Genomic DNA, 26,021 nt, shown 5'->3' with positions numbered 1-26,021 from the left:
TACGGCGCGTGGCGGCACCCGGCAGCCACGGCGCTCGCACGCGAACGGCATTCGCGCCCAGAGGCGCTCCCACGGGGGTGGGGGGCCCCGGCGGGTGCGCGCGAACCTACCTGGGCTCGCCATCGTCGCCGACCCGAAGCTCGACCGTCGCCGGCTCCAGGCCTTCGGACCGGGCCACCACCCGCACGGTACCGGACTGCCCCGGGACGGCGCGCACGATCGCCAGCGCCATCCCGCTGAAGGCCCTGCGCTCGGGCGAGGGGAAGGCGGTCAGGTCGCGCGGGTCGCCGTTGTCGGTGGCGACCAGCGTCGCCGGGCCCTCGATCTCGAAGCGCACCAGGCTGTCTGCATTGCGGATGGCCCGCCCCTGCGCGTCCAGCACGCGCAGGGTGATGAAAGACAGGTCGCGGCCGTCGTTGCCGATCGCCGTGCGGTCGGCCTCCAGCGCCAGGCGCGCGGGCGCGCCGGTGGTCTGCACGCGCGCCTCGGTCCACTCGCGGCCGCCGCGCCAGACGCGCACGTGCAGTTCGCCGGGTTCGTACACCACCTCGTCCCAGCGCAGGCGGTACTGGTACGGACCCTTCTTCTTCCGCCCCTGCGAGACGCCGTTGAGGAACAGCTCGGCCTCGTCGCCACTGGTGAACACGTGCACGGGCGTCACCTCGCCCTCGCGCCCCGGCCAGTTCCAGTGCGGCAGGATGTGCGCCATCGGCAGGTCCGGCCGCCAGCGCGCCTGGTAGAGGTAGAAGCGGTCCTTGGGGAAGCCGGCCAGGTCGATCAAGCCGCTGTAGGAGCTGCGCGCGCTGTAGTAGGGCGTGGGCTCGCCCAGGTAGTCGAAGCCGTTCCACACGAACTCGCCGGCCACGTACGGGTGCCGGTCGAGGGTGGCGAAGACCTTGTCGGCGCTGGAGCCGAAATCGACCGCGTACAGCTCGTAGGCGCTGACCAGCTGCCGCGCCGAATCGCCGCCGCCGTTGTGGTCGCGCACCGGCGCGCTCTGCAGCGGCGTGACCGGGAACAGATAGGTGCCGCGCGTGCTCAGCGACGAGGCGGTCTCGCTGCCGAAGATCACCTTGTCGGGGAACGCGGCGCGGAAGGCGGGGTAGGAGGGCGGCGTGCGGATGCGCTCGGTGCCCTCGAACTCCGGCTCCTGGCGGATGCCCTCGCCCTGGTAGTTGAGGTTGATCACGTCGAACTCGGCCGGGAAGGGCATGTCGGCCTTGGCCCAGTTCATCGAGGCGGTGGCCGGGCGGGTCGGATCCTCCTCGCGCACGATCTGCACCAGCCGGCGGCCGATCGCCGCGCCTTCTTCGCCGTCGTACTGCTCGCCGACCTCGTTGCCCACGCTCCACAGGATCACCGACGGGTGGTTGCGGTCGCGGCGCAGCATCGCGCGCAGGTCGGCCTCGTGCCACTCGGGGAAGACCAGGTGGAAATCCAGCGGGGTCTTCTTCTTCTCCCAGGAGTCGAACACCTCGTCGATCACCAGGAAGCCCATGCGGTCGGTGAGCTCGAGCAGCTGCGGGTCGGGCGGGTTGTGCGCCATGCGGATGGCGTTGACGCCCATGTCGCGCAGGATCTCGAGCTGGCGCTGCGCCGCGCGGCGGTTGAACGCGGCGCCCAGCGCGCCGAGGTCGTGGTGCTGGTTCACGCCGTTGAGCACGATGTGCTCGCCGTTGACGATCACGCCGCGGTCCGGATCCCACTGCACGTCGCGGATGCCGAAGCGGGTCTCGACGCGGTCGACCACGCGGCCGCCCCGGCGCACGGTGGTCACGGCGAGATACAGGTTGGGCTGCTGCGTCGGCGGCGGGCCCCACAGGCGCGGACTGGCGATCTGCGCGCGCGAGGTGGCCTTCGTGCTGCCGCCGGCGACGATGTCGAAACCGACCGCCGGAATGCGCGCGACCGCCTCGCCCTGCGGGCGGCCCTGGGCGTCGAGCTCGAAGAACTCGGTTTCGACCTGCACCTGCACCGGCGCACCGGTGGTGTTGTCCACCTCCACCGCCAGGTGCACCGTGGCCGAGCGCTCCGAGACCTCGGGCGTGGTGACGGTCGTGCCCCACTGCGCCACGTGCACCGGCGCGGTGGTGGTGAGCCGCACGTCGCGGTACAGGCCGCCGCCGGGATACCAGCGCGCCGATTCGGGCGGATTGTCCAGCCGGATCGCCAGCTGGTTGCGGGCGCCGAACTCGACGTAGGGCGTCAGGTCCACCCGCCAGCTGTTGTAGCCGTAGGGCCAGCCGCCGACCAGCCGGCCGTTGAGCCAGACCGTGGCGTAGGACATGGCGCCGTCGATGTCCAGGTACACGCGCCGGCCCTGGTCCTGCGCCGGGATGTCCAGGCTGCGGCGGTACCAGCCGATGCCCCAGCTGGGCAGGCGGCCCATGCCGCCATAGGGCCCGTCGGCGATGAACGGCCCCGCGATCGCCCAGTCGTGCGGCAGGGTGACCGGCTGCCAGCCGCTGTCGTCGAAATCCGCGCGCAGGAAGGGCACGTCGCCCACGTCGGGCTCGCGCGCGGGACGGCGATGGCGCTGCGCCGGATCGGCGATGAAGCGGTTCGCGGTCGGCAGGACCCAGGGCTTGAGCACCGCGCGATCGGCCTGCACCCGCACCGCCTCGTCCGGACGCGCATCGGCCACGCGGCCGTCGGCGCTGCGTTCCACCACCGGGCGCACGTCGTAGTCGAGCCGGCCGTCGACGCCGCGCGGATCGCCGCGGTGGAAGCGCCAGCCGCTGTCGAGCAGGACCGACGTGCGGGTGGTTTCCTCCTGGCCGGTCGCGGCCAGGGCGGGCGCGCTGGCCAGCAGGACCGCGAGCGCGAACAGCACGGGAATGCGCGCAAGGCGCGCGGGCAGGATGGCGGCGATGCGGTTCACAGGCGGTAGGCCTCCTTGGGCAGGCGGTAGGCGAGGTCGCGGACCACCTCGGCGGCCTCGTCCTCTTCCATGCGGTGTTCGGCGACCAGCTTCGCCAGCACCGCGCAGTCGATGCGGCGGGCGACGTCGTGGCGCGCGGGGATGGAAAGGAAGGCGCGGGTGTCGTCGTTGAAGCCGACGGTGTTGTAGAAGCCGGCCGTGCTGAGGGTCTGCTCGCGGAAGCGCCACATGCCCTCGGGCGAATCGTGGAACCACCACGCCGGGCCCAGGTAGAGGCATGGATAGTGGCCGGCCATCGGCCCCAGCTCGCGCGAATAGGTGCTTTCGTCCAGGGTGAACAGGATGAAGGTGAAGCCGGGCTCGTTGCCGAAGCGGTCCAGCAGCGGCTTGAGCGCGTGCACGTAGTCGGTGGCCAGCGGCAGGTCGGCACCGACGTTGCGGCCGTGGCGGGCGAACAGCAGCGGGTTGTGGTTGCGGTAGCAGCCCGGGTGCAGCTGCATCACCAGGCCATCGTCCAGGCTCATGGCCGCCATCTCGGTCAGCACCTGGCCGCGGAACAGCGCCGCTTCCTCGCGCGAGAAGCCGCCCTTGAGGATCTTCGCGAACAGGCGTTCGGCCTCGGCCCGCGACAGGTCCGCGGTCAGCGCGCTCTCGTGGCCGTGGTCGGTCGAGGTCGCGCCCAGCGACCTGAAGAAGGCGCGGCGGTTGCGGTGCGCGCGCAGGTAGCCGTCCCAGCTGTACACGTCCTCGCCGGTGATCGCGCCGAAGCGTTCCAGCGCGGCGGCGAACGCCTCGTGCTCGGGATCGACCACCTCGTCGGGGCGGTAGGCGGTCACCACCTTGCCCTTCCAGCCGCTGTCGCGGATCGCCTGGTGGTGGACCAGCGGGTCCAGCGGCCCCTCGGTGGTGGCGATCACCTCGATGTCGAAACGCTCGAACAGGGCGCGCGGGCGGAAGGCCTCGTCCTGCAGCGCGGCGGTGATGGTGTCGTAGTAGTGGTCGGCGGTACCGGCGTCCAGGCGCACGCGCAGGCCGAACACCTCGTGGAACACGTGGTTGAGCCACAGCGAGGAGGGCGTGCCGCGGAACAGGTGGAAGTTGCGCGCGAACAGGCGCCAGGCCTCGCGCGGGTCGACCGCGGCGCGGCTGCCGTCGGCGCGGGGGATGCCCAACGCGTCCAGGCCGATGCCCTGGCTGTAGAGCATGCGGAACACGTAGTGGTCCGGCACCAGCAGCAGCTCGGTGGCGTTGGCGAAGCTGGCGTTGCCGGCGAACCAGGCCGGGTCGGTATGCCCGTGCGGGCTGATGATCGGCAGCCCCTCGACCTGCGAATACAGGCGGCGCGCGATCGCGCGCTGGGTCGGATCGGAGGGGAACAGGCGGTCTTCGTGCAGGTGCAGCGGGCGGCCGGTGGTGCTCATGGATCTTCCGTGTCGATGCGGGTGGGTGGAGGACGCGCGCCGTCAGCGGCGCGCGCTTTCCGCGGGTCCGAGGGTGGTGGGGATGGGCCGGCGCGCCAGCTCGATGCGCTGGAACACCAGCGCAGGATCGACCAGCCACAGCTTCACCGTGTTGGCGCCGGCGTGCACGCGGTGGCGGGAACGGGCCACGTGCACGTTGTCGATCACCGCCGCTTCCCAGGCGGTGAAGTCCGGATCGCCGGGGCTGGGATCCAGGCGGATGTTGACCAGTTGCGGCGGCTCGTCGTTGACCGAGACCGCGTAGCGCAGGCCGCCGCGGTTGCGCACGTCCAGGGTCGGCGAGACCAGCACGCGCAGCTCGACCTCGCCGTCCTCGTGCATCACCACCGGGTATTCCAGGCGCGCGCCGTCGCCGCCGGGCACCAGCGGTTCGCCGGTGGCCGGCCAGGCGGCGACCGCCGACAGGGTGCGGCCCAGGTTGGGGATCACCTGCCACCGCCCGCCGGGCGGCGGCACCGCGCGCGCGTAGTGCTCGGCCTCGATCGCCACCACGCCGTCGCCCTCGACGAAGCCGCGCGCGCCGCGATGCTGCGGCGGCTTGTGCACCGGCACGGTTACGTAGACTTCGGTCCAGTCCTGGCCACGGATGTAGACCACGCCCTCGTGGCGGCCTTCCGGCAGGGCATCCCAGTCGATTTCCAGCTTGAGCGGCTGCTCGTCGGCCACTTCGCCGGAAGCCGGGGAAACCTTCAGCCACGGCGCGCGGCTGGTGGCGGTGAAGGCGATCGGCGCCTGGCCGCGGTTGAACACCACCACCTCGCGGGTCGGGGCGGCGACCGGATCCAGCTCCGGCAGGCGCGGGGCCTTGAGCAGGGCGGGGTAGGCCAGCGGATCGCCTTCCACCGCCACGCCGGTCACGCCCTTTTCCGGCGCGTCGACGCTGGCCAGCGCCGGCAGGATGTTGCGCGGCGGCGACTGCCAGTGGGTATAGCCGATCCGCGGCTGGCTCATCATGTGGATCCACTTGCCGCCGGCGATCTCCTGCTCGTACACGCGCTGCAGCTCGGCGTCGCGGGCGAACAGCTTGCGTGCCTGTTCGGCCCAGGCATTGGCCGAAGCGCGGCCCTGGGCGGCGTAGAGCCGGTTGCGCGCCACCGCCACGTGCAGGTGGTTGAGGTTGGCGCTGGCCAGCACCGGGTATTCGACCAGCTGGTACCAAGCGTCGCGATGGCTGGCCGGGATCTTCGGCGCCAGTGCCTGCACCTGCGCCACCAGCGCATCCCATTCGGACAGCACGCGCCCGGCCTCGCGGTCGTGGACCAGGCTCCAGGTGGCGGCGTCGATCAGTTCCGGCTTGCGCCGCGCGTTGAGCCGGGTATAGCGGGTGAGGATGTCACCGATGGCCTGCGCATGCGCCGGGCCGAACTGCTCGGCCGCCCAGCGCGCCGGGTAGGTCCTGATCCATTCCAGGTCGGCCGCGTCCGGATCCCAGGCCTGGTCGAGGAAGGCGCTGATCGGCAGTTCCTGCGGCTTGATGTCGCCGACGTTGACCACCCACAGCCGCTCCACGCCGTGGGCCCAGGCCAGGCGCATCTGTTCCCAGGCGCGTTCGACCTGGGTGGTGTTGAGCCACTTGTAGTTGCGCGGGCCGCCGACGTAGTCGAAGTGGTAGTACACGCCGTAGCCGCCGGGGCGCTTGTCGGCCGGGTCGGGCAGGCGGCGGATGTTGCCCCAGTTGTCGTCGGCGAACAGCAGGGTGACGTCGTCGGGCACGCGCATGCCCTTGTCGTAGTAGTCCTGCACTTCCTTGTACAGCGCCCACACCTGCGGCACCTGCTCCACCGGCTTGCCGGTGGCCTCGCCGATGATCCGGCGCTGGTCGGCCACGATCTGCTCCAGCAGCGCGGTGGCGGTCTCCTCGCTCATCGGCTCGTCGCCGTCGCCGCGCATGCCCAGGGTGACGACCGCCTCGCGTCCCTGCAGGCGCTCCACGCCGCCGCGCCAGAACTCCTGCAGCACCTGCGCGTTGCGGCGGTAGTCCCACGGGCCCTTGCCGTAGCGCGACCACTCGTCGTGCGCGCGCATCATCGGCTCGTGGTGGCTGGTGCCGATCACCACGCCGTAGGCGTCGGCGACTTCCGCATTCTTTGGATCGTCGTCGTAGAACGCGCGCGGCAGCCACATCGCCGGCCACAGGAAGTTGGCCTTGTGGCGCATGACCAGCTGGAACACGCGCTCGTAGAACTGGTGGTTGGTGCCGCCGAAGGTCGCCTTGCTCCAGCCGCCCAGGGCCGGGTCCTCGTCGTTGATGAAGATGCCGCGGTAGCGCACCTTGGGCGCGTCGACGAAGCGGCCCGGCGCGACGTGCAGGCTGGCGCGCCTGGGCGGCGGCACGTCGGCCCACCAGGTCCAGGGCGAGACGCCGATCCGGCGCGACAGCTCGTACAGGCCGTAGGCGGTGCCGCGGCGGTCGGCGCCGGCCACCAGCAGGGCGCGCTCGATGCCCGGCTCCGGCCGCTCCACCACCTGCAGCAGGTAGGCCTCCCACACGCCGCTTACGCCACCGGTATCAATCCGGTGTTCGCGGACGATGCGATCGACCCGCGGGCTGCGGCCCAGGGTGCCGGCGATGATCGCCAGCTTCGGCGTGGCGGCCACCGCCGCCGGCCGCCCCGCGACCGCCGCCAGGTCGCCGCGCAGCGCCTCGGCGGCCAGCTTCACTGCCTCGAAGTCGCCCTCGTCCACCAGCACCGGTAGCGGGGTGCCGCGCTCGATCAGCGGCAGGCTGCCGGCGCTGCGGGCTTCGCACACCGCGGCCGGGGCGCGGCAGTCCTGGCGCGCGAGCACCGCGCCCGGGATCAGGAGCACGGCGCCCAGCAGCAGGGCAAGGTGTCGCTTGGTCATCAACGTCTCTCTCGCATCGGCGGCCGCGGCCGGCGCACGTGGCACCGGTCGCGGCGTCAGTGGGGCACGCGCCGGCTCAGGAGCCGGGCGCGCGCGGGAGTTCGAAACGGGCCGGTTCCAGGCGCGGCGCCAGCAGGTGCACCACCAGCAGCGCGACCACGTAGGCCGAGCCCGCGATCAGGAAGATCGTGCCGTAGCTGCCGGTGGACTGCAGTTGCGCGCCGGTGAACAGCGACATGGCCATGCCACCCACCGCGCCGGCGAAGCCGCCGATGCCCACCACCGAGGCCACGGTCTGGCGCGGGAACATGTCCGAGGGCAGGGTGAGCACGTTGGCCGACCAGCCCTGGTGGCCGGCCATGGCCAGGCCGATCAGGCCCACCGCCAGCCACAGGTTGTCGACCTGGGTCACCAGCGCCACCGGCGCCACGCACAGCGCGCACACAAGCATCGCGCCCTTGCGCGCGCGGTTGAGGTTCCAGCCCAGGCGCACGAAGCACCCGGCCAGCCAGCCGCCGGCGATGCTGCCGAAATCGGCCATCAGGTACACCACGATCATCGGCGGGCCGATCTTGGCCAGCGACAATCCGTACTTGGAGGCGAGGAACTTGCCCAGCCAGAACAGGAACAGCCACCACACCGGGTCGGTGATGAACTTGGCGGCCACGAACGACCAGGCCTGGCGGTGGCGCAGCAGCCGCAGCCACGGCACCTTGACCGTGGACTCCGGCGGGTCGGAGCGGATGTGCGCCAGCTCGGCCGGCGACAGCTTCGGGTGCTGTTCCGGACTGCGGTAGCGCGCCAGCCACACCGCCAGCCAGGTCGCGCTGAGCACGCCGGTGCACAGGAACGCCGCCTGCCAGCCCCAGGCCACGGCCACCACCGGCACCATCAGTGGCGCGGCGATCGCGCCGATGTTGGAGCCGGCGTTGAAGATGCCCACCGCGAACGCGCGCTCGCGCTTGGGGAACCACTCGGCCACGGTCTTGACCGCGGCCGGGAAGTTGCCGGCCTCGCCCAGGCCCAGCGCGAAGCGCGCGACGATGAAGCCGAGCACGCTGGCCGCCAGCGCGTGGCCCATTGCCGCCAGCGACCAGATGCTGATCGCCAGCGCGTAGCCGATGCGGGTGCCGAAGCGGTCGATCACCGCGCCGGCGCACAGCAGGCCGATCGCGTAGGCGGCCTGGAAGGCGATGACGATGTAGCCGTACTCCAGCTCGCTCCAGCCGATCTCGTGCTGCAGGAACGGCGCCAGCACGCCCAGCACCTGGCGGTCGATGTAGTTGATGGTGGTCGCCGCCAGCAGCATGGCGCACACGCGCCAGCGGTAGCGACCGATGGATCCGGCGGCGGCCGGGCTGGCCTTGTTCACCGGTTACCTCCGCGCACCGCGCTGCTGCAACGCAACACAAAATGTCTTTTACTGCAGCGCAGCATAAACCCTCCCGCGAAAGTGAACCGCATTGATATCGGTATCATTAACACAGCGGGATAACCATCACCAAGGCATCCGGCCGCAAAAACAGGGATGTCAGCGCTGTCATCCCGAGCCCGCAAAAGTCCCTTGAAAAACAGCGCTTTTCGTCGTGCGCTGCAACATCCGCGCATTCAGCCAACACGCGCTTGCGTACGGTCTTCAGCGGGCGCTACCATCGCCGCCGCTCATGGTAGCGGTATCATCGATTTCAAACTGATATCGCCCGGTAGCGGAACCCACATACCAATCAGCGAAAGACACCGGTGGACTGCGGCACCCCCTTGAGTCGCGCCGCCGGCCACCAGAAACGGGAGGGAGTACGGTGAAGAAGCCTTGCAAGACAGAACTGTCGCGCGCCCTGGGCCTGCTGTGCCTGGCGCTTGCCAGCGGCGGCGCCATCGCGCAGGACAACGAGGCCGGCCAGGATGAGCAGGCCGTCCAGCTCGACACGGTGACCGTGCGCGGTTTCCGCCAGAGCCTGCAGTACTCGACCGAAGCCAAGCGTGACTCCACCGGCTTCACCGATTCGATCTTCGCCGAGGACATCGGCAAGTTCCCCGACACCAACATCGCCGAGTCGCTGTCGCGCGTGCCCGGCATCCAGCTCAACCGCGACGTCAACGGCGAGGGCTTGAACGTCGCCATCCGCGGCCTGCCCAACAGCTTCACCAAGACCACCATCAACGGCGCCTCGGTGGCGACCGCCTCGATCGGCCTGGATGCGACCAACCAGAACCGCGAGGTCGACCTCAACATCTTCCCGACCGAGTTCTTCAACCAGCTGACGGTCTACAAGTCGCCGACCGCGAACCTGCCGGAAGGCGGCGCCGCCGGCGTGATCGACATGCGCAACATGCGCCCGTTCGACATGCCGGGCACCCACCTGACCTACTCGCTGCAGGCCGACTACAACGACAACAGCGAGAAGGCCAGCCCGCGCGGCACCCTGATTGGCTCCTGGACCAACGCCGACGGCACCTTCGGCGTGCTGGCCGGCGTGACCTCGCAGCGCGGCAAGCTGGGCGTGGAGGGCTACGAGACCATCGGCTGGACCAACCCGAACCTGACCAACGCCCAGTGCGGCAGCGGCGGCGACCCGGCCGCCTTCCCGGCCCTCGGCCAGCCGTGCAATGTCACCGGTGGTAACGGTTGGCGCATCCCGGACGTGGTGCCGAACAACGCCGCCACCATCGCCGCCGGCCTGACCCCGGGCCAGGCGATCGACGCCGCCTGGCTGGAGGCCAACAACCCGGGCCTGAGCACCGCCCAGATCGGCGAAGCGCTGATCCCGCGCCTGGGCCGTCCGGTGCACATGTCCGGCGACCGCGACCGCGACGCCTTCCTCGGTTCGGTGCAGTGGCGCCCGAACGAGACCGTCGAGGCCTACGTCGACGTGCTGTACACCGAGGCGCACCGCACCAACCAGCGCCTGGACATGAACCTGGTCGGCCGCAACGGCGCGATGATCCCGCTGAACATGCAGCTGGACGCCAACAACGTCGTCACCAGCGCCACCTTCACCAACGCCCAGTTCTTCCTGGAAGCGCGCCCGTACGTCGAGGACGTCAAGTACTGGCACGTGACCCCGGGCGCGACCTTCTGGTTCGGCGCCGACCAGAACATCAAGCTGGACGTGCAGGCCAACGCCAGCCGCAGCTGGATGTTCCGCGAGTCGCCGACGATCCTGTTCAACTCGCCGTTCACCACGCTGCAGTACACCAACAACGGCAGCATCCCGAGCTGGACCACCGACATCGACCTCAACGACCCCAACCTGGGCTGGACCTGGGAGGGCGGCCGCGTGTGGGCCCAGAACGAGAAGCGCGTCACCGAGACCAGCGGCTTCCGCGCCGACCTGCAGCTGGGTGACGACCGCAACAACGTCAGCTTCGGCGTGGCGTGGGACAACAACAAGCGCCGCATCCAGGGCTTCGGCGACACCGGCAGCGGCTGGCAGCCGTACGCCTTCGACCTGGTCGACGACGCCAGGCTGGCCGACTACATCGTGCCGGGCCCGGCGGGCTTCGTCTCGGTGGACTACAAGCGCTTCATGCGCGACACCAACTACGCCCAGTACCGCGACGCGGCGGACGAGGCGGCCGGCCCGAACACCGGCGGCTCCACCGGCGGCTTCGACGAGACCACCAAGGCGGCCTACGTCATGGTCAACGGCGAGTCGGAGATCATGAACCGCGGCCTGCGCTACAACTTCGGCGTGCGCTACGTGACCACCGACCAGGAGATCAGCGGCCCGGTGACCATCGGCGGCAACCGCTTCTGGCAGACCCTGGACGGCGACTACTCCGAGTGGCTGCCTTCGTTCAGCGCCGCCTGGGACGTGGCCGACAACGTGGTGCTGCGCACCTCGGCCTCGCGCACCATGACCCGCCCGAACCCCAGCTCCATGCTGCCGGCGACCACCTTCACCGACATCTCGGCGCAGGTGGCCAACCAGGGCAACCCGGACCTGACCCCGTACATCTCCACCAACTTCGACATCGGTGGCGAGTGGTACACCGGGGCCGAGGGCTTCGTCGGCCTGACCTTTTTCAACAAGCGCGTGGAGGGCTACACCTACCAGGGCGTGACCACCCGTCCGTTCCGCAGCCTGGGCATTCCGTTCGAGGACCTGGTCGACTCGCAGCAGCAGGCGATCAACTCGCGCGGCGGCCCGGACGTGGCCACGGTCAACGTGCAGCAGCAGGTCAACGCCGACGCCGAGCTGGAGATCCGCGGCTGGGAGGCGATCTGGGTGCAGCCGCTGAGCGTGGTGCTGGAAGGCCTGGGCATCATGGCCAACTACACCAAGCTGGACATCAAGACCCTGGGCCGCGACGCGGAGGCGCTGTCCAACAACGTCTACGGCGTCGCCCCGTCGCTGTGGAACGCCACCGCCTACTGGGAGAACGAGGTCGCCTCGGTGCGCCTGTCCTACACCTGGACCGAGGGCGCCACCGGCACCGGCCCGAACCAGCAGGGCATCCCGTTCGCGCAGATCTACGGCGAGGACCGCGGCCAGCTCGACCTGTCGGCCAGCTACACGCTGAAGAACATCAGGACCCAGCCGCAGCTGACCTTCAACGTGCTGAACCTGACCGGCGAGGAGCGCCGTTCGTACTTCGCGTTCCCGAACGCGGTGAACGACCTGTACGACCCGGGCCGGACCGTCACCGTGGGCATCCGCGGCACGTTCTGATTGCTGCACTGCAGTAAGGATTGCGGCCCACCCGGCGCTCCGGCGCCGGCGTGGGCCGCGTCCTTTCCGGGGGCGGAAAACCCTTGGAAACAAGGCTTTTGCGCGCGTCCGCCAGGCCCGCGCGGAAGCGCCGCATGAGCGGTCAAGCAATGCCTGCGCGGACAGGCCGGCACAAGCCTTCCTTTCGGGTATGCTTCGAGCCCGATGGTAGCGGTAACGTGCAATGGGCACGCACCCGCCACCCATCCGGGGAGACAGTCCGGGTGGCATCTTCCACCTTCCAATCCAGCATCCGAGCCGGGGACGCATGAGCAGCCACAGCGAGATCCTTACCGTACGCGAGAAGGTCGGCTACAGCCTGGGAGACCTGGCGGCCAACCTGATCTTCCAGACGCTGATGACGTTCCTGGCGTTCTTCTACACCGACATCTACCGCATCCCCGCGGCGACGGCGGCGACCATCATCTTCGTGGTCGGCATGCTCGGTGCGTTCGTGTTCACCCCGCTGGTGGCGGTGCTGGCCGACCGCACCCACAGCCGCTGGGGCAAGTTCCGGCCGTGGATCCTGTTCACCGCGATCCCGTTCGGCGTGCTTTCGCTGCTGGCGTTCACCACGCCGGACCTCGGCCCGCAGGGCAAGGTGATCTACGCCGCCACCACCTACACCCTGCTGGTGCTGGTGTACGCGGCCAACAACCTGCCGTACTCGGCGCTCAGCGGCGTGCTCACCGGCGACATGGGCCAGCGCAACAGCCTGTCGGCCTACCGCTTCGTGGCGGTGATGATCGCGCAGCTGGTGGTGCAGTCGCTGCTGCTGCCGCTGGTGCTGATCCTCGGCGACGGCGACCGCGTGCAGGGCTTCCAGAACACCATGCTGCTGTTCGCCGTGGTCGGCACCGTGTTCTTCCTGGTCACCTTCCTCACCACCCGCGAGCGCGTGGTGCCGGCGCAGGAGCAGAAGACCCCGCTGCGCCAGGACCTGGCCGACCTGGTCGCCAACCGGCCGTGGCTGATCCTGCTGCTGGTGACCATCCTGGTGTTCACCACCCTGGCGCTGAAGGGCGGCACCTACGTCTACTACTTCGAGTACTACCTCGACGAGCCGTCGATGGCGCGCTTCCTGCACGGCATCGGCTTCTACGCCCTGCTGGGCGGGATCAACTCGGCGCTGACCGGCATGGGCCTGGCCGGCTTCCAGCTGCCGGAGGACGCCACCACCGCGGCGTTCGGCCTGTTCAACGCCGGCGGCATCATCCTGATGGTGGTCGGCATCGGCTTCTCCAAGAAGCTGGCCGACCGCTTCGGCAAGCGCGACGTGTTCGGCGTGTTCCTGCTGCTGTCCACGCTGTTCATGCTGGCCTTCTACGTGATCCCGCCGCAGCGCATCGGCCTGGTGTTCCTGGCGCAGATCTGCCACGGCTTCTTCTACGGCGTCACCATCCCGCTGCTGTGGGCGATGGTGGCCGACGTGGCCGACTACTCCGAGTGGAAGAACCACCGCCGCGCCACCGCGATCATCTTCTCGGCCATCCTGTGCGGCCTGAAGGTGGGCCTGAGCGTGGGCGGCGCGCTGGTCGCCGGCATCCTCGCCCACCACGGCTACAACGCCGACCTGTCGGCGCAGGCCCCGGAAACCGTCGACGGCATCCGCCTGTCGGTCAGCCTGTACTGCTCGCTGCCGTTCCTGGCGGCGGTGGCGCTGCTGTTCTTCTACAAGATCAACAAGCCGATGGAGTCGCTGATCGAGCGCGAACTGGCCGAACGCCGCGTCGCCCAGGCCGCCTGACCGATCCGCCGCAAGCAACAAGGGAAAGAGAGAAATGGCCGACCGCGAATACACCGAGGCGGAGCTGAAGGAACTGGCCGGCAAGGCCATCTCCCAGCCGCTGGTGACCCACATCTACACCGCCGACCCCTCGGCCCACGTGTTCGAGGGCAAGCTGTACATCTATCCCTCGCACGACATCGAGACCGGCGCCGCGTTCGACGACGACGGCGGCCACTTCCAGATGGAGGACTACCACGTCTTCCGCCAGGCCTCCCCGGACGCCCCGGCCGAGGACTGCGGCGTGGCCCTGCACGTGAAGGACGTGCCATGGGCGGCCAAGCAGATGTGGGCCCCGGACGCGGCCTGCAAGGACGGCAAGTACTACTTCTACTTCCCGGCCAAGCGCGCCGACGGCATCTTCCAGATCGGCGTGGCCGTCGGCGACCGCCCGGAGGGCCCGTTCAAGCCGGAGCCGGAGGCGATCAAGGGCAGCTATTCGATCGACCCGGCGGTGTTCGGCGACGACGACGGCGAGTACTACATGTACTTCGGCGGCCTGTGGGGCGGACAGCTGCAGAAGTACCGCGACAACCGCTACGACGCCGCGCACGAGGAGCCGGGCGACGACGAGCCGGCGCTGGGCGCCCGCGTGGCGCGCCTGTCTGCGGACATGAAGCAGTTCGCCGAGGCCCCGCGCGAGGTCGTGATCCTCGACGAGTCCGGCCGGCCGCTGAAGGCCGGCGACCATGCGCGGCGCTATTTCGAGGGCCCCTGGATGCACAAGTACCAGGGCACGTACTACCTCTCGTACTCCACCGGCAACACCCACCAGCTGTGCTACGCCACGGCCGACAACCCGTATGGCCCGTTCACCTACCGCGGCGTGATCCTCACCCCGGTGGTCGGCTGGACCACTCACCACTCGATCGTGGAGTTCGGCGGCAAGTGGTGGCTGTACTACCACGACTCCGTGCTGTCCGGCGGCGTGACCCACCTGCGCTCGATCAAGGTCAGCGAGCTGCACTACGAGGCCGACGGCAGCATCCGCACCCTGCACCCGTATGGCAGCTGAGGCCGCGTTCCCGGGGCCGCTCACCGAGCTGCCCCCCGGCCCACTGCTGACCCTCGCCCACGGCGCCGTCTCGATCGACGTGGCGCCGGCGGCCGGCGGCCGCGTCGCCCAGATCCGGGTGGACGGCGTCGAGCAGCTGGTCGGCTACGGCGAGTACGGTTCGGACGCGGCCATCGCCTGGGGCTCGTACCCGATGGTGCCGTGGTGCGGCCGCGTCCGCGACGGCCGTTTCCCGTTCGAGGGCCAGGCGTACCAGCTGCCGCGCAACCTCGGCGGCCACGCCATCCACGGCGTCGGCTTCGTCATGCCCTGGCAGGTGGTCGCGCAGTCGCAGCATGGGCTGGAACTGGCGCTGGAGTTGCCGCACGACGGGCGCTGGCCGTTCGGCGGCCATGCCCGCCAGCGCATCGTGCTGGAGCCGCGCGCGCTGTTGCTGGAGCTGGCGGTGAGCGCCGGCGCGCGGGCGATGCCGCTGACCTTCGGCTGGCACCCCTGGTTCCGCAAGCCGGAGCGGCTGGAGTTCGCGCCCAGCGCGATGTACCCGCGCGACGAGAGCCACATCGCCACCCTGCCGCTGGTAGCGCCGGCGCCGCCGCCGTGGGACGACTGCTTCATCAACACCGCGCCGGTGGTGCTGCACCGGGGCGGCCAGGTCCTGCGCCTGTCCTCCAACTGCGACCACTGGGTGGTGTACGACGGCACCGCGCATGCGACCTGCGTGGAGCCGCAGACCGGCCCGGCCGACGCCTTCAACCTCGGCGCGCCGCGGCTGCAGCCGGGGCAGCAGGCCTCGGCCTGGTACCGGATGGAGTGGGACTGAGGCCGACGGCAGCAGCCGGGCTCAGTCGTCCAGCAGCGCCTGGATCGCGGCGAAACCCGCGCTGGCGCGTTCCTTCTTGCGCTCGGCGTCGGCCACCGGGTCGGCGCCGTCGCGCTGCAGCTCCTCGGCCGGCAGTTCGTCGAGGAAACGGCTGGGCTTGAGCCGCACCTTCTCGCGGAAGCGCCGGGTCTCCCGGCTGTAGCTGAGCCACAGGCGCTGCTTGGCGCGGGTGATGCCCACGTACATCAGGCGCCGCTCCTCCTCCAGCGAGCCTTCCTCCAGCGCGGCGTCGTGCGGCAGGGTGCCGTCCTCGCAGCCGACGATGAACACGTAGCCGAACTCCAGGCCCTTGGCCGCGTGCAGGCTCATCAGCCGCACCTGGTTGCCGCCGTCGTCCTTGTCGTTGCGCGACAGCAGCGCCAGCTGCGCGGCCAGGTCGCCGGCGTTGGCGCCGCGCGGGCCGCCCTCGAACCATTCGGCCAGCTCCTCGAGGTTGGCCTTGCGCCGCTCGAACGAGGCCTCGTCCTTGCACTGCGCGCGCAGCTCGGCCAGCAGGCCGGACTTCTCGGCCAGGCGCCGCACCAGGTCGGCCGCGCTCAGCTTCGCCGAGTGCTCGCGCAGGTCGGCGATGGCGTCGTTGAACGCGCGCAGGCCGTTGGCCGCGCGCGGCGGCAGCTGCTGCAGCGCACCCATGGCCTGGGCCGCGCGCGACAGCGGCATGTGCTTGCTGGCGGCCAGCTCGGCCAGGCGCGCCAGCGAGGTGGCGCCGACCTCGCGCTTGGGCGACTGCACCGCGCGCAGGAAGGCGGCGTCGTCGTCCGGGTTGGCGATCACCCGCAGCCAGGACAGCGCGTCCTTCACTTCCTGGCGCTCCAGGAACGCGGTACCGCCGGTCAGGTGGTAGGGCACGCGCAGCAGCTGCAGCGCCTTTTCCAGCGGGCGCGACTGGTGGTTGCTGCGGAACAGGATGCAGAACTCGTTCCACGGCACCTGCCTGGCCTCGTGCAGGAACGCGATCTCGCCGGCGACCTTCTCCGCCTCGTGCTCGTTGTCGCGGCACTCCCATACCCGGATGCGCTCGCCGTCGGCCTGGTCGCTCCACAGCTTCTTCAGGTGCACGTGCGGGTTGTGCGCGATCAGGGCGTTGGCCGCGCGCAGCACGCGGTTGGAGCAGCGGTAGTTCTGCTCCAGCTTGATCACCTTCAGCTGCGGATAGTCCTTCTCCATCTGCAGCAGGTTTTCCGGGTTGGCGCCGCGCCAGGCGTAGATGCTCTGGTCGTCGTCGCCCACGCAGGTGAAGTTGCCGGCCGGGCCGGCGATCGCGCGCAGCAGCCGGTACTGGGCGTCGTTGGTGTCCTGGCATTCGTCCACCAGCAGGTAGCCGATGCGCTCGCGCCAGGCGCGGACGACCTCCTCGTTGCTCTCCAGGATCTGCAGCGGCAGCCGGATCAGGTCGTCGAAGTCCACCGCGTTGAAGGTGGACAGCCGCGCCTGGTAGCGCGCGTACAGCTTGGCCGCCTCCATCTCGCGGGTGGAGCGGGCCATGGCCAGCGCCTGCTCCGGCGACAGCCCGGCGTTCTTGGCCCGCGAGATCAGGTTGCGCGCGTCCTCGACCGAGTCCGGCTTGGCCCCCGGCATCAGGTCCTTGACCTGGGCGGCGGCGTCGTCGGCGTCGAAGATCGAGAAGCCGCGCTTGAGCCCGGCGGCCTCGTGCTCGATCTGCAGGAACTTCAGGCCCAGGGCGTGGAAGGTGCAGATGGTCAGGCCGTCGGCGGCGTCGCCCTTGATCCGCTTGGCCACGCGCTCGCGCATTTCCTTCGCCGACTTGTTGGTGAAGGTGATGGCCGCGATGCGCCGCGCCGGGTAGCGCCCGGAACCGATCAGGTGGGCGATCTTCTCGACGATGACGCGGGTCTTGCCGCTGCCGGCACCTGCCAGCACGAGCAGAGGACCCTGGTCATGCAGTACGGCGGCGCGTTGCTGGGGATTGAGCACGGCAGGAACGGTGTAACGGGCGGGGCATTCTACCCGGTGCCGGGCCCGGGGGCGGCGGCCGGTTGCCCCGCGCCCCCGGCGGCGGGTGCCGCCGCGCCGGCCCGCCCGCGCGCGCCGGCCTGGGTGCCGGGGCCGCGCAGGCCGTAAAATCCGCCGATGGCAAAGCTCTACTTCTACTACTCGGCGATGAACGCCGGGAAGACCACCACGCTGCTGCAGTCGGCGTACAACTACCGCGAACGCGGCATGCGCACGCTGATCCTGACCCCGCGCCTGGACGACCGCGGCGGCCGCGGCGGGGTGGTGGCCTCGCGCATCGGCCTGCGCGCCGAGGGCACGCCGTTCGACCGCGACACCGACCTGGAGCGGCTGGTGGAGGCGGACATCGCTGCCCACGGCCGGCTCGGCTGCGTGCTGGTGGACGAGGCCCAGTTCCTGTCCCGGGCCCAGGTCTGGCAGCTGAGCGAGGTGGTGGACCGCCTGCACATCCCGGTGCTGTGCTACGGACTGCGCACCGACTTCCGCGGCGAGCTGTTCGAGGGTAGCCAGTACCTGCTGGCCTGGGCCGACGAGCTGCAGGAGATCAAGACCATCTGCCACAGCGGCAAGAAGGCGACCATGAACGTGCGCGTGGACGCCCAGGGCCGCGCGGTGCAGGACGGCCCGCAGGTGGAGATCGGCGGCAACGAGCGCTACGTCTCGGTCAGCCGCCCGGAGTTCAAGAAGGTCATGCGCGGCGAAGGCCTGATCGAGCCGCTGCAGGCGCCGCTGCTGTAACGGGCGTTCTGGCACTTGCGCTGACTTGCGACCTGCCACGCTTGGGGTGTGGCCTGGTTCGCAGTGCCAGGTGGCCGCGCCATGCCAGAATCCGCCTCGCGCCGCAGGCGTAACCCGGGAGCGCCTGGGTGTGGCCCCAGTAATCGCATTCGCATCCCGGCATGGAAGGAAAGGTCAAGTGGTTTTCCGCCGACAAGGGCTATGGCTTCATCCATGGCGATGACGGCGTGGAGCGGTACTTCGGCGTACGCGACGTAGCCGGTGCCGATCTGCCAGGCAAGGGCGATTCGGTTTCATTCGAGCACCGCGAGGGCCGCAAGGGCCCCCGCGCAGCAGGGGTGCGGATCATCTCCCGTACGGTCTCCGGCGCCGGAGACGACCGGGTGGTGTGCACCAACTGCCAGCGGCGCATGGTGCCGCGGATCATCACCGGCCCGCCGCTGTTGCATTCCCGCGGCAGCTGGACCCCGGTGCCCAAGCGCTCCATCTGCCCGTTCTGTGGCCATACCTACCAGGATTTCCCCGCCTCGGGGTGGGAAATCGTCGGCGTGGTGATCTTTGTCCTGGTGGTCCTGTTTGTCTTGACGACCCGTCTGTGACGCCTTCCTGGCGGCTCAGTAAAGCACCCGCTGCGCCGGCGCCGGCGGATTCCACTGGTACAGCCAGGTCTCGGTCAGGGCGCGGCCCTTGTGCCGCAGGTACAGGCGGATGTCGATCTGGGTGGTGGACTCGTCCGGCGGCACCACGTCGAACATGGCGCGGTAGCCCTTGATCGCGTGCTGCGGGCGGGCGGAGATGGTCTCCAGGCGGCCGCGGCTGGTCTCCACCACCGCCTCGACCTCGGCGTTGGCCGTGGCCAGTGCCGCCAGCTCGCCGCCGGCGAAGTCCACCGCGAAGCGCCAGGAGAAGTACTCGCGTTTCCTGCCGACCACCCCGCCCAGGCCGGTGCGGGTGGCCACGCATTCGGCCAGCGGCGGCCGCGCCGGCGGGTGCGCGCCCCAGAACAGGCGGTAGCCGAACAGCAGCTCCTGGCCCGGCTGCGGCCTGGCCTCCGGGTTCCAGAACGCGACGATGTTGTCGAAGGTCTCGTCGACGGTGGGGATCTCCACCAGCTGCACCGAGCCGCGGCCCCAGCCGTGCTTGGGTTCCACCCACAGGCTCGGGCGCTTCTCGTAGAAGACGCCGTCGTCCTGGTAGTGGTCGAACTCGCGGTCGCGCTGCAGCAGGCCGAAGCCGCGCGGGTTGTCGTCGGCGAAGGCGTTGAAGCGCAGGTGCTCGGGGTTGCCCAGCGGACGCCAGATCCACTCGCCGCTGCCGGTGTGCATGGCCAGCCCGTCGCTGTCGTGGATCTCCGGGCGCCAGTCCCAGCCCATGCGGCGGTCGTTCTCGCCGACCTGGTACATGCTGGTCGCCGGGGCGATGCCCAGCCGCTCGATCTCCTTGCGCGGGTACAGCGCCGCGTCCACGTCCATCACCAGCGGCTCGCCCCTGGTGATCGCGAAGCGGTAGGCGCCGGCGACGCTGGGCGAATCCAGCAGGGCGTAGACCACCAGGGTCTCCGAGCCCGGCTGCGGGCGTTCCAGCCAGAATGCGGTGAAGTCGGGGAATTCCTCCGGGCGCGGCATGCCGGTGTCGATCGCCAGGCCGCGCGCGGACAGGCCGTACTGCATGCTCGCGCCGACCGCGCGGAAATAGCTGGCGCCGAGGAACGCGGCCCAGTCGCGACGCACGTCGTCCGGCGAGTTCAGGCGGAAGCCGGCGAAACCCAGGTCCTTCGGCAGGCGCTTGCCGTCGAGGCCACTGCGGCCGTAGTCGAACATGCCCGGGTCGTAGGCCAGTTCCTGCGCCTGGCCGCCGGCCACTTCGAACATGCGCACCGGCCGCTTGAAGTACAGGCCCAGGTGGAAGAACTTGGCCTGGAAGCGCGAGCCGGGCAGGTCGCCCCACAGCGCGTGGTCCTGGCGGAAGCCGATCGACTGGTACTGGTCCCAGTCCAGCGCCGCCACCGACGGTGGCAGCGACTCGCTGCGCGGCTGGTAGGGACGTCCGGCCAGGGCGCGGGCATGGCCCTTGAGCCAGGCGTAGTCGAAGGGGTGGCGCTGGCCGAGCGGCAGCGGCGCGGCCGCGGCGGTCAGCAGCGGAAGCGGCAGGCCCGCGGCGGCAAGCATGGCGGCCGTGCGGCCCAGGAACTGGCGTCGGTGCATGGGCGCGATCGGAGTGGGAAGGGGCGCGTCATCTTAAGCACCCGCCGCGGGCCATGGCTGGCGCGGCTTCCCCCTGTTCAGCAAACGGCAGCACCGGCTGGCCGGCAGGACCACGGCCGGGCCGGCAGGCGGGCAGCCTCCCTGGCCGCGGCCGGCAGCGGCCTGCCGCCACGGGCTTGCTGGCCGCGCCTTCAGCGCTGGCAGCGTGGGCACCAGGCGCTCGTGCGCTGGCCGATGCTGGCCTCGCGCAGCACGCTGCCACAGGCCGGGCAGGGCAGGCCGCCGCGGCCGTAGACCGAAAGCTCCTGCTCGAAGTAGCCGGGCGCGCCGTCGGGGTTGAGGAAGTCGCGCAGGGTGGTGCCACCGCGGGTGATGGCGTGGACCAGGATCTCCTTCACCGCGTCGGCCAGGGCCACGTAGCGGGCGCGGGAAACCTTGCCGGCCGCGCGCAGCGGCGAGATGCCGGCGCGGAACAGGCTCTCGGCGGCGTAGATGTTGCCCACGCCCACCACGATCCGCTGGTCCATCAGGAACGCCTTCACCGGCGCGCTGCGGCCGCGGCTGCGCGCATACAGCCAGTCGCCGTCGAAGTCGCCGGAAAGCGGCTCGGGGCCCAGGCCCTGCAGCAGCTCGTGCACGGTGCCGGCCGGCTGCCACAGCAGACAGCCGAAGCGGCGCGGATCGGTGAAGCGCAGTACCCGGCCCGAGTCCAGGCCGATGTCGACGTGGTCGTGGACGTTCACCGGCGTTCCGGACGGCAGCACGCGCAACATGCCGGACATGCCCAGGTGCAGCAGGGCGCTGTCGCCGGCGTCGGTATCCAGCAGCAGGTACTTGGCGCGGCGCCGCACCGCGGCGATGCGGCGCCCGGGCAGCTCGCGGGCGACCTCCGGCGGGATCGGCCAGCGCAGGTCCGGACGGCGCAGGGTCACCGCGGTGACCCGCCGGCCCTCCACGTGCGGGGCCAGGCCGCGGCGGGTGGTCTCGACCTCGGGCAGCTCGGGCATGGCCTCAGCCCGCCGCCGCCAGGTAGCGGACCCCGTCCTCCTGGTGGTCCTGCCAGACCCGCACCGGGCCGCCGAACACCTGCGACAGGCGCTCGCCCGTCAGCATGTCCGCCGGGGCGCCGTCGCCGACGATGCGCCCGCCCTGCATCAGCACCACCCGGCCGATCTCCGGCACGATTTCCTCGACGTGGTGGGTGACCAGGACCAGGGTCACCCCCTCGCGGGCCAGGCCACGCAGGCTTGCCAGCAGGTGGCCGCGGGCGACCAGGTCCAGCGCTGTGCTGGGCTCGTCCAGCAGCAGGGCCTGCGGGCGGTTGACCAGGGCGCGGGCGATCAGCACCCGGCGCTGCTCGCCGGCCGACAGCTCGGCGTAGCAGCGGCGGCGCAGGGGCAGGGCATGGGCGCGCTCCAGCGCCTCGGCGGCGCGCTCGCGCTGGTGGTCCTCGATTTCCCTGAACGGCGGCAGGGCAAAGCTGGCGAACAGCCCGCCCAGCACCGCGTCCTCGACGCTCAGCCCGTCCAGGCCGGCCAGGGTGGCGCCGAAGTCGCCGGTGACGATGCCCAGCTGCGAACGCAGCCGGTCCACCTGCCAGCGCGCCTGCCCCAGCACCCGCACCGGGGCCTCGCCGGCGCGCGCCAGCGGGTACAGCTCGCGGGTGATGAGCTTGATCAGGGTGGACTTGCCGCAGCCGTTGGGGCCGAGGATGGCGGTGTGGTCGCCCTGGTCGATGCGCAGGGACAGGCTGTCGAGGACCTTCACCTGGCCGCGCACCACGCTGGCGCGGTCCAGTTCGATCAGCGGCGGCAGGGGGGCGGTCTGGGCCAGGGGGGAGGATGCGGACATGTCGATGTTTCCTGAACGGCAGCAGCCGCCAGGACGCGGACCGTGCGGTGCAGGATGAAGTTTGCCGGAGGAGGGCCCATCATGTCCCGGCCGGACCCTGGTCCGGTCCGTTCCGCTACCGCGAGTCCCACCGGCGATGTCCGATTCCGTTATCCAGTTCCTCACTTCCGGCGTTGTCGGCCTCGGCTGGCTTGGCCTGCTGGCCGTGCTGCTGGTCTTCACCCAGCTGACGATCTTCTCCGTCACCCTTTACCTGCACCGCAGCCAGGCCCACCGCGGCGTGGACTTCCATCCCGCCATCGCCCATTTCTTCCGCTTCTGGACCTGGCTGACCACCTCGATGATCACCCGCGAGTGGGTGGCCATCCATCGCAAGCACCACGCCAAGGTCGAGACCGAGGAAGACCCGCACAGCCCGCAGACCCGCGGCATCGGCAAGGTGTTCTGGGAGGGCGTGGAGCTGTACCGCGAGGCCCGCCGTGACCGCGCCAGCATCGAGCAGTACGGCAAGGGCGCGCCGGACGACTGGATCGAGCGCCACCTGTACACCCCGCACGCCAACCTCGGCCCGACCCTGCTGCTGCTGGTGAACTTCACCCTGTTCGGCCTGCCGGGCATCGCCATGTGGGCGATCCAGATGGCCTGGATCCCGTTCTGGGCCGCCGGCGTGGTCAACGGCCTGGGCCACTGGTGGGGCTATCGCAACTTCGAATCCTCCGACACCTCGACCAACCTCACCCCGTGGGCGTTCTGGATCGGCGGCGAGGAGCTGCACAACAACCACCACGCCTTCCCGTCCTCGGCGCGCTTCTCGATGCGCCGCTGGGAATTCGACATCGGCTGGGCCGCGATCAAGGGCCTGGAGAAGCTGGGCCTGGCCAAGGTGCTGCGCGTCGCGCCGAGCCTGGACATCCGCCCCAACATCGCCGTGCCGGACACCGAGACCCTGCGCGCGCTGCTGTCGCACCGCTTCCAGGCCATGACCGACTACCGCCGCAACGTGCTGATGCCGGCCCTGCGCGAGGAAGCCGCCGCCGCCGGCGCGCGCATGCGCGAGCTGCTGCCGCGGCGCATGCGTCGCGGCCTGGTCGACGATGGCCGCTGGCTCAAGCCCGACGCCCGCGAGCAGCTGCAGCAGTGGGTGCAGCAGCGCCCGCGGATCAAGGCCCTGGTCGAATACCGCGCGCGCCTGGCCGAGGTGCTGGAAGCGCGCAGCAACGACGCCGCCGAGCGCCTGCGCCAGCTGCAGGCCTGGTGCCAGGAGGCCGAGGCCTCCGGCATCCGCGCGCTGCAGGAGTATTCGATGCGGCTGAAGGGCTACGCCCTGGCGCATTGATGCAGCGCCCGTCGCGCCTTGCCTGCCGCAGGCCCGGGCGTACCCGCCCGGGCCTGTTGCCATGGGCGCTGCTGGCCTTCGCCGGCGCGGCCGGCGCCCAGGTCGAGCGTACCTCCGAGTACCTGGCGCGCATGGACAGCGATGGCGACGGCCGGGTCTCGCAGGAGGAGTACGTGGCCTGGATGGGCTATGCCTTCGAGCGCATGGACCGCGACGGCGACGGCGTGCTCTCCCCGGCCGAGCAGCCCGGCGGCAAGGGCCGGCCGATCAGCCTGGAGGAACACCGCCGCCGCCTGGCCGAGCGCTTCGCGCGCCAGGATGCCAACGGCGACGGCTACCTCGACGCACGCGAGCTGGCCGCGCCGCCGCGCTGACCCCCCTCTACCGCCCAAAGCGGCACGGGCCCTCCACCCCACGCCCTCTTTCCGCAGGGAGAGGGGAGTCACTCGCGCGGCGGATCGGCCACCGGCTGTCCGTGCTGCAGCAGCCACAGCATGATCGCCTTCTGCCGCACGTAGTTGGCGCGCACGTAGGCGTAGACCAGGCCGCGCCAGCCGTCGAGGAAGCCGGCGCGCAGCACGTAGCCGCGCCAGAAGCGCCACGCCGGGGACAGCACCAGCTTGGTCCAGGACGCGCGCTTGCCGCGCGCGAACTCGTGCTCGGCCATCATCCTTGCGTAGCGCTGGGTCTTGGCCAGCTGCTGCTCCAGCGAGCGGTAGGGATAGTGGATGAGGTCGCCGCGCAGGGTGCGCACCGGGCCGTCGACGCTTGCGGCCTCGTGGATCTCGCGCTGGCCGCGCCAGCCGCCGCGGCGGCGGTCGAACAGGCGCAGCACCCGGTCCGGGTAGGCGTTGCCGTGGCGCAGGAAGCGGCCGAAGTAGTCCGACAGCCGCGGGAAGCGGTAGCCGGCCGCGCCGGCGAAGCCGGTCGCGCGCGCGGCCAGGATCGATTCGCGCAGCTCCGGGCTGACCCGCTCGTCCGCGTCCAGGCACAGCACCCAGTCATGGCGGGCCTGCTCCACCGCGAACTGCTTCTGGCTGCGGAAGCCGTCGAACGGCCGCTGCAGCACGCGCGCGCCAGCGGCCTCGCACAGCTGCACCGTGCCGTCGGTGGAGCCGGAATCCACCACCACGATCTCGTCGCAGAACGCCAGCGAGGCCAGGCAGTCGCCGATGCGGGCCGCCTCGTTGAACGCGATAATGCACGCCGACAGCGGCACGGTGCCGCCTTGCGAGGGGTCCGGCTGGGAGGCTGGAGTATTGATGGCGGACTACCTGCTGTTTGCGACCGAACGCTACGGGTTGCCCATTCTGCAACCGCTGGCCGACGCCTTGCACGCCCGCGGCCATGCGGTCCACGCGCTGCTGGCCGGCGGCGCGTCCGGCCTGCGCCTGCCGGCGCCGGTGCGCGCGGTGGACGCGCGCGGCGCGGCGCGGCTGCGGCCGCGGGCGGTGTTCAGCGCCTCCAACGAGGTCCCGACCTTCGTGGCCGGGGCCAAGGTGCAGCTGTTCCACGGCTTCAACGTGGAGAAGCGCGCCGACGGCCGCGGCCACTTCCGGGTACGCGGCCTGTTCGACCTGTACTGCACCCAGGGCCCGGCGACCACCGCCCCGTTCCAGGCGCTGGCCGCGCGGCTGCGCCATTTCGCCGTGGCCGAGACCGGCTGGCCCAAGCTCGATCCGCTGTTCCGCGACGATGGCGCCGCCGCCGCGGCCCTGCGCGCGCCGGCCGGCGGCCGTCCGGTGGTGATGTTCGCCTCCACCTTCACCGAGCGCCTGAGCGCGGCCCCGCACCTGTACGAGGCGATCGCCGCCCAGGTCGCCGAGGGCGGTCGCTACTGGCTGCTGACCCTGCATCCCAAGTGCGCGCCGGAGCTGTTCGAGCGCTACCGCGCCCTGGCCGGCGCCAATGCCGCCTTCGTCGAGCCCGAGCAGCTGGTCACCGCGCAGCGGGCCGCCGACGTGCTTCTGGCCGACACCACCTCGGTGGTGTCCGAGTTCGTGGTCCAGCACAAGCCGGTGGTGACCTTCCGCAACCGCGCGCCCAAGCCGCACATGATCGACTTCGACGACCCGGCCGCGCTGCCAGCGATGCTGGCGCGCGCGTTCGCGCCGGAGCCGGCGCTGCGCGAGGCGATCGCGGCCTACGCCGACGCGATCCATCCCTGGCGCGACGGCCGTTCCTCGGAGCGGGTGATCGACGCCACCGAAGCGCTGCTGCAGGCCGGGCTGCACACCCTGGCGCGCAAGCCGCTGGCCGCGCGCTGGCGCGCGCTGCAGATCCGCCGCGAGCTGGGTTACTGGGGTTTCTGACCCGCGG

Annotated in this window: 18 protein-coding genes; 9 read left to right on the top strand and 9 right to left on the bottom strand. The window is 70.8% G+C overall.

The features are described from left to right. Positions 1-106: 106 nt before the first annotated feature. The 4 genes from galB to PSEJ31_RS0108740 form a co-directional block, all read right to left on the bottom strand. Entirely contained in the window at positions 107-2,812 is a 2,706-nt protein-coding gene (gene galB / locus PSEJ31_RS15885; RefSeq protein WP_084220839.1) for a beta-galactosidase GalB, read from the bottom strand. Positions 2,813-2,877: 65 nt separating this feature from the next. Next, positions 2,878-4,302 (bottom strand): glucuronate isomerase, encoded by a 1,425-nt coding sequence (gene uxaC, locus PSEJ31_RS0108750; protein ID WP_028915244.1) that lies wholly within the window; start codon positions 4,300-4,302, stop codon positions 2,878-2,880. A gap of 42 nt (positions 4,303-4,344) precedes the next feature. Further along, complete coding sequence (locus tag PSEJ31_RS0108745; protein WP_028915243.1) at positions 4,345-7,206, bottom strand: glycosyl hydrolase 115 family protein; 2,862 nt, start codon at positions 7,204-7,206, stop codon at positions 4,345-4,347. A gap of 76 nt (positions 7,207-7,282) precedes the next feature. Beyond that, complete coding sequence (locus PSEJ31_RS0108740) at positions 7,283-8,578, bottom strand: MFS transporter (protein WP_019397909.1); 1,296 nt, start codon at positions 8,576-8,578, stop codon at positions 7,283-7,285. Positions 8,579-9,005: 427 nt separating this feature from the next. Between PSEJ31_RS0108740 and PSEJ31_RS0108735 the strand changes: the two genes are divergently transcribed. From PSEJ31_RS0108735 to PSEJ31_RS0108720, 4 genes are all read left to right on the top strand, one after another. Beyond that, the gene (locus tag PSEJ31_RS0108735) at positions 9,006-11,879 is read left to right on the top strand and encodes a TonB-dependent receptor (RefSeq protein WP_028915242.1); all 2,874 of its coding nucleotides are present in this window, start codon (positions 9,006-9,008) and stop codon (positions 11,877-11,879) included. A 307-nt stretch (positions 11,880-12,186) separates the two neighbouring features. Beyond that, on the top strand, positions 12,187-13,665 hold the full coding sequence (locus PSEJ31_RS0108730) for an MFS transporter (protein ID WP_019397907.1): 1,479 nt from the start codon (positions 12,187-12,189) through the stop codon (positions 13,663-13,665). 34 nt (positions 13,666-13,699) lie between these two features. After that, positions 13,700-14,719 (top strand): glycoside hydrolase family 43 protein, encoded by a 1,020-nt coding sequence (locus PSEJ31_RS0108725; protein WP_028915241.1) that lies wholly within the window; start codon positions 13,700-13,702, stop codon positions 14,717-14,719. After that, positions 14,709-15,539, top strand: a complete 831-nt coding sequence (locus PSEJ31_RS0108720; protein ID WP_028915240.1) for an aldose epimerase — start codon at positions 14,709-14,711, stop codon at positions 15,537-15,539. Before PSEJ31_RS0108725 ends, PSEJ31_RS0108720 begins: the two co-directional genes overlap by 11 nt. Before the next feature lie 21 nt (positions 15,540-15,560). On the opposite strand, the gene PSEJ31_RS0108715 is transcribed toward PSEJ31_RS0108720, so the two are convergent. Next, positions 15,561-17,534 (bottom strand): UvrD-helicase domain-containing protein, encoded by a 1,974-nt coding sequence (locus PSEJ31_RS0108715; protein WP_026010370.1) that lies wholly within the window; start codon positions 17,532-17,534, stop codon positions 15,561-15,563. A 156-nt stretch (positions 17,535-17,690) separates the two neighbouring features. Here PSEJ31_RS0108715 and PSEJ31_RS0108710 point away from each other — a divergent pair, with 156 nt between their 5' ends. Together PSEJ31_RS0108710 and PSEJ31_RS15880 are read left to right on the top strand one after the other, a co-directional pair. Then, positions 17,691-18,311 (top strand): thymidine kinase, encoded by a 621-nt coding sequence (locus PSEJ31_RS0108710; protein WP_019397160.1) that lies wholly within the window; start codon positions 17,691-17,693, stop codon positions 18,309-18,311. Positions 18,312-18,472: 161 nt separating this feature from the next. After that, a complete protein-coding gene (locus PSEJ31_RS15880; protein ID WP_051403702.1) occupies positions 18,473-18,910 on the top strand; it encodes a cold shock domain-containing protein in 438 nt (145 codons plus the stop codon). 15 nt (positions 18,911-18,925) lie between these two features. Here the strand turns inward: PSEJ31_RS15880 and PSEJ31_RS0108700 are convergent, their stop codons facing one another. The 3 genes from PSEJ31_RS0108700 to PSEJ31_RS0108690 all read right to left on the bottom strand — a co-directional run bounded on the left by PSEJ31_RS0108700 (position 18,926) and on the right by PSEJ31_RS0108690 (position 22,366). After that, entirely contained in the window at positions 18,926-20,515 is a 1,590-nt protein-coding gene (locus tag PSEJ31_RS0108700; RefSeq protein WP_019397162.1) for a glucan biosynthesis protein D, read from the bottom strand. A gap of 191 nt (positions 20,516-20,706) precedes the next feature. Continuing rightward, positions 20,707-21,522, bottom strand: a complete 816-nt coding sequence (gene mutM / locus PSEJ31_RS0108695; RefSeq protein ID WP_028915239.1) for a bifunctional DNA-formamidopyrimidine glycosylase/DNA-(apurinic or apyrimidinic site) lyase — start codon at positions 21,520-21,522, stop codon at positions 20,707-20,709. 4 nt (positions 21,523-21,526) lie between these two features. Next, positions 21,527-22,366, bottom strand: a complete 840-nt coding sequence (locus PSEJ31_RS0108690; protein ID WP_019397164.1) for an ATP-binding cassette domain-containing protein — start codon at positions 22,364-22,366, stop codon at positions 21,527-21,529. A gap of 136 nt (positions 22,367-22,502) precedes the next feature. Here PSEJ31_RS0108690 and PSEJ31_RS0108685 point away from each other — a divergent pair, with 136 nt between their 5' ends. After that, a complete protein-coding gene (locus tag PSEJ31_RS0108685) occupies positions 22,503-23,702 on the top strand; it encodes a fatty acid desaturase (RefSeq protein WP_019397165.1) in 1,200 nt (399 codons plus the stop codon). Further along, the gene (locus PSEJ31_RS0108680) at positions 23,702-24,076 is read left to right on the top strand and encodes an EF-hand domain-containing protein (RefSeq protein ID WP_125077184.1); all 375 of its coding nucleotides are present in this window, start codon (positions 23,702-23,704) and stop codon (positions 24,074-24,076) included. Before PSEJ31_RS0108685 ends, PSEJ31_RS0108680 begins: the two co-directional genes overlap by 1 nt. A 68-nt stretch (positions 24,077-24,144) precedes the next feature. On the opposite strand, the gene PSEJ31_RS0108675 is transcribed toward PSEJ31_RS0108680, so the two are convergent. Beyond that, positions 24,145-24,921, bottom strand: a complete 777-nt coding sequence (locus PSEJ31_RS0108675; protein WP_028915238.1) for a glycosyltransferase family 2 protein — start codon at positions 24,919-24,921, stop codon at positions 24,145-24,147. A gap of 40 nt (positions 24,922-24,961) precedes the next feature. Between PSEJ31_RS0108675 and PSEJ31_RS0108670 the strand changes: the two genes are divergently transcribed. After that, positions 24,962-26,014, top strand: coding sequence for a CDP-glycerol glycerophosphotransferase family protein (locus PSEJ31_RS0108670; RefSeq protein ID WP_028915237.1), 1,053 nt, complete (start codon positions 24,962-24,964; stop codon positions 26,012-26,014). The last annotated feature ends 7 nt before the right edge of the window (positions 26,015-26,021 follow it).

It is taken from the genome of Pseudoxanthomonas sp. J31, from assembly GCF_000510725.1.
In the GTDB taxonomy this organism is placed as follows: Bacteria; Pseudomonadota; Gammaproteobacteria; order Xanthomonadales; family Xanthomonadaceae; genus Pseudoxanthomonas.
The sequence above is the reverse complement of the archived record's forward strand: the minus strand, read 5'-3'. Positions and strand labels throughout refer to the sequence as shown.